The organism is Shewanella sp. TC10, assembly GCF_009663145.1.
Lineage (GTDB): Bacteria > Pseudomonadota > Gammaproteobacteria > Enterobacterales > Shewanellaceae > Shewanella.
The window spans coordinates 1-3,752 of sequence record NZ_VKHR01000103.1 but is presented as its reverse complement, the minus strand read 5'-3'; the positions used below and the strand labels follow the sequence as shown (position 1 = coordinate 3,752).

Sequence of the window (3,752 nt, the reverse complement as noted above, 5' to 3'; positions counted from 1 at the left end):
CATCCTGTTTGTTACATATTGCTATGAACACTCATCGTTACATTGATAATAATTTTGATTGCCACCTAAGTGACAATTTCGATTAACTCAACACCTGTGAGTGTCCACACAGATTTACTTGTTTGATTGTTAAAGAGCGTTGACCGTGTTGGTCAGGGATGCGTATTCTACGCTTTCCCTCGTTGGCGTCAAGTGTTTTTTCAAACTTCTTTTTGCCGTTAATTTGAAGTGGTTAACACCCTCTCAAATCAACCTGACTCAGTGTTTCGCTATTGCGCTCTGCCGTGTCAGTGGATGCGCATTATAGGCAAATCAGAATTTCACGCAAGGGGTTTCCAATAGAAAATTACAGAAATATGACTAACAGATGAACTTTTAAACGAAACGCATAAAAAAGGGACTAAATAGTCCCTTAATCCAGCTATAGCAGCATTTATTCACCAAAGAATCTTGATTCTTGTTTAATAGTCACAGCTTTACCTTCAATACTTGCATCAACGACTAAGTTAATTTTTGTCACAGTTCGTTCTAATTGACCAGGATCTACTGCAATACTAATAGGTAGTGTCAACACTTCACCTGCTTTCACTGCAACTTGTTTAGGTCCATTCCACTCATATCCCTCAAGACCATCCATTGAAAGTTGATATTCTTGGGCCTGTTCAGTTTTATTAAGCAGTTTTAGCGTATAGGTATTTTCAACTAGTCCATCATTTGTTATTCGATAAAGGGCATTACGATCTCGGATTACATCCATCCGCATAGGAGCTATTGTTGCACTGGCATAAATGAAGACTAAGATCATGACAGTTAGAGCAACACCATAACCTATCAATTTTGGTCTAACAATCGTCTCTTTAATATCTTCTAGCTTGTTTTCGGTAGTGTAACTAATTAAGCCTTTGTCATAACCCATTCGCTCCATTGTGGTATCACAAGCATCAATACAAGCACCACAGTTAATGCATTCATATTGAAGCCCATTTCGAATATCTATACCTGTTGGGCAAACCTGTACACATAAGTCACAGTCAATACAGTCACCTAGGCCCATTTCTTTGTGGTCAGCTTTTCGTGATCGTGGACCTCTTGTTTCGCCACGTTTTGAGTCATAACCAACTATATAAGTGTTCTTATCAAACATAGCAGCTTGGAAACGAGCATACGGACACATGTGAATACACATAATTTCCCGCATCCAGCCAGCGTTACCATAAGTTGCAAAAGTAAAGAAAACCACCCAGAAGTAGATACTCAAGTCGGCATTTAGTGTAAATACATCTATATACACCTCACGACTTGGTACGAAATAAGACACGAAGGTCATTGCGGTTAATAAGGATATGAGTATCCAGGAGGTATGTTTAGCAGTTTTTCGCCATAGCTTATTAAAACTCCATGGCATTTGGTCTAATTTAATGCGTTTATTACGTGCACCTTCGAATTTTTCTTCAAACCAAATAAATATAAACGTCCATACGGTTTGGGGACAGGTATAACCGCACCACACCCTTCCCAGATAAGTTGTCACAAAAAACAAACCAAATGCGGCTATCGTAAAGAGTGCTGCCAACAAGGTTAAATCTTGTGGCCAAATAGTCAGGCCAAAGATATGAAATTTTTGTTCTGCTAAATTAAACCAGACAGCTTGTCTGTCTCCCCACGGAAGCCAAGGCAATATCAAAAAGAATGACATGGTTGCCCAACCAATACGTCTTCTTACCGTCGTCCACAAACCTGTTACTGCACGAACATAAATGCTATTACTCGGATTGAACCTGTCAGCTTTACTTGCGTCTGGTTGATGGATTTTGATCCGCTTTTCTTTGGCGTAATCTTTAGGTGTAGATTCTTGGGTCATCTTAATGCCTTACTACTTATATAAATGGGGCAAAAATAAGTGGCTGTTATCGAAACAAATAATCGAAATAAGTTATCGATTTTAGATAAAAAACTCTATCAACTGCTGCACACTCGTATATAGAGTGTTAATTGAGTATATTATACTCGTATTATTCATTGTTATTCACTTTAATTGGACTAAAAGATGAGAGGCTGGATCCTTATTGCACTGATTGGCGGTGTTATTTACTACTTCGCGACTGAAACAGATAAACTAGATGAACCTATAGCTGAAATACAATCAGTATTAAATAGCGCAGATGAAAAAGTCACTTCGATGACGGGCACTAAAATAATAAGAAAAAGTGACAAAGTTATTTCGATGCCTTCGGGAGTTATTGAAAGGCTATCAAGTAAAGAGGCCTTAGAGTTTAAGTCTATATTTACTGATAATGCTACTGTGGCAGCTTTTGACGATGAGTATTGCGGCTTTGGTGCAAAACACCCGGTTTTTGGTAAAGAAAACCTGCAATTAATCTGTGACAAGATATAAATTTAACTTTCCTGACATCTGTCAATTGACCTGAGATTTAATTCAGCCTAGCCTTTGGATATTCGATTGAAAAAGGCTAGTAAAATGACACAACAGGTTTCTGACATATTTGACCCTTCACTTTGGGATACTGTAAGTGGCTTCGACTTTGAAGATATCACTTATCATCGCGCAAAAGATCAAGGCACTGTAAGAATTGCAATCAATCGCCCTGATTGCCTTAATTCTTTCCGCCCAAAAACAGTTGATGAACTCTATACCGCTTTAGATCATGCACGCCAATGGTCGGATGTTGGCTGTGTATTACTAACCGGGAATGGTCCATCAGCAAAAGGTCAGTTCTCTTTTTGTGCTGGCGGTGATCAACGTATTCGTGGCAAGGATGGTTATAAATACGAAGGCGCAGAAGAAGGTAAGCCTGATGTAGCGCGTATGGGCCGTTTACATATTTTAGAAGTCCAACGATTAATTCGTTTTATGCCGAAAGTGGTTATTGCTGTTGTTCCTGGTTGGGCTGTTGGCGGCGGTCACAGTTTACATGTGGTGTGCGATTTGACCTTAGCCTCAAAAGAACATGCGGTATTCAAACAAACCGACCCTGATGTAGGCAGTTTTGATTCTGGTTACGGCAGTGCATATTTAGCTAAAATGATTGGCCAAAAACGTGCTCGTGAAATTTTCTTCCTTGGCTTTAATTACACTGCTGATGAAGCATTTGATATGGGCATGGTAAACCGCTCTATCCCGCATGCTGAACTAGAAACAGAAGCTTTATCATGGGCAAAAGAAATCAACAGTAAGTCGCCTACTGCAATGCGCATGCTTAAATATGGCTTTAACTTACCAGATGATGGTTTAGTCGGTCAGCAATTGTTTGCAGGTGAAGCAACTCGTCTTGCTTATGGTACTGACGAGGCGCAAGAAGGTCGTGATGCATTCCTAGAAAAACGCGATCAGGACTTCTCTAAATTTCCTTGGCATTATTGATCTACACACAAGATTAGTTTCAAAAAGTTTAACCCCCCCACGGGTTAGCCCTCTGCATTTACTGAGAGGGCACTTAACTCTTTCACTCAAGCTCACATATTCAAAACCTTAATCGAATAAACCTTTTGTCGTAATTGGAAAAAAAGACTTTTAATGATAATGAGAACTGTTATCATTAAATCAATTAAACAACACGACTAATTAAGGTTATCTCATGAAAAAGACACTTACTTTTGCTATTTTACATTTCAGCGTAGCTTTTACGATTACCTACTTATTAACAGGCAGTATTGTCATTGGTGGAGCGGTCGCTTTAATTGAACCAGCTGTGAATACAGTGGTGTTTTATTTCCAAACCTTGTCATGGAAA

4 protein-coding genes are annotated in these 3,752 nt (G+C 39.1%); 3 read left to right on the top strand and 1 reads right to left on the bottom strand.

The annotated features are described in order from the left end of the window. Nucleotides 1-433: 433 nt before the first annotated feature. Nucleotides 434-1,861, bottom strand: a complete 1,428-nt coding sequence (gene ccoG / locus FNZ24_RS21115) for a cytochrome c oxidase accessory protein CcoG (protein WP_153916765.1) — start codon at nucleotides 1,859-1,861, stop codon at nucleotides 434-436. A 186-nt stretch (nucleotides 1,862-2,047) separates the two neighbouring features. On the opposite strand from ccoG, the gene FNZ24_RS21110 reads away from it, so the two are divergent. From FNZ24_RS21110 to FNZ24_RS21100, 3 genes are all read left to right on the top strand, one after another. Continuing rightward, on the top strand, nucleotides 2,048-2,395 hold the full coding sequence (locus tag FNZ24_RS21110) for a hypothetical protein (RefSeq protein ID WP_153916764.1): 348 nt from the start codon (nucleotides 2,048-2,050) through the stop codon (nucleotides 2,393-2,395). An 84-nt stretch (nucleotides 2,396-2,479) separates the two neighbouring features. Next, entirely contained in the window at nucleotides 2,480-3,382 is a 903-nt protein-coding gene (locus tag FNZ24_RS21105) for a 1,4-dihydroxy-2-naphthoyl-CoA synthase (RefSeq protein WP_153916762.1), read from the top strand. Between the two features lie 214 nt (nucleotides 3,383-3,596). After that, nucleotides 3,597-3,752: DUF2061 domain-containing protein (locus FNZ24_RS21100; RefSeq protein ID WP_153916761.1), on the top strand; the 156-nt coding region annotated here is incomplete at its 3' end.

Excerpts from the sequence above, each read along its gene's own strand:
- ccoG (WP_153916765.1), bottom strand. The coding sequence starts at position 1,861 with ATGACCCAAGAATCTACACCTAAAGATTACGCCAAAGAAAAGCGGATC.
- FNZ24_RS21110 (WP_153916764.1), top strand. The coding sequence starts at position 2,048 with ATGAGAGGCTGGATCCTTATTGCACTGATTGGCGGTGTTATTTACTAC.
- FNZ24_RS21105 (WP_153916762.1), top strand. The coding sequence starts at position 2,480 with ATGACACAACAGGTTTCTGACATATTTGACCCTTCACTTTGGGATACT.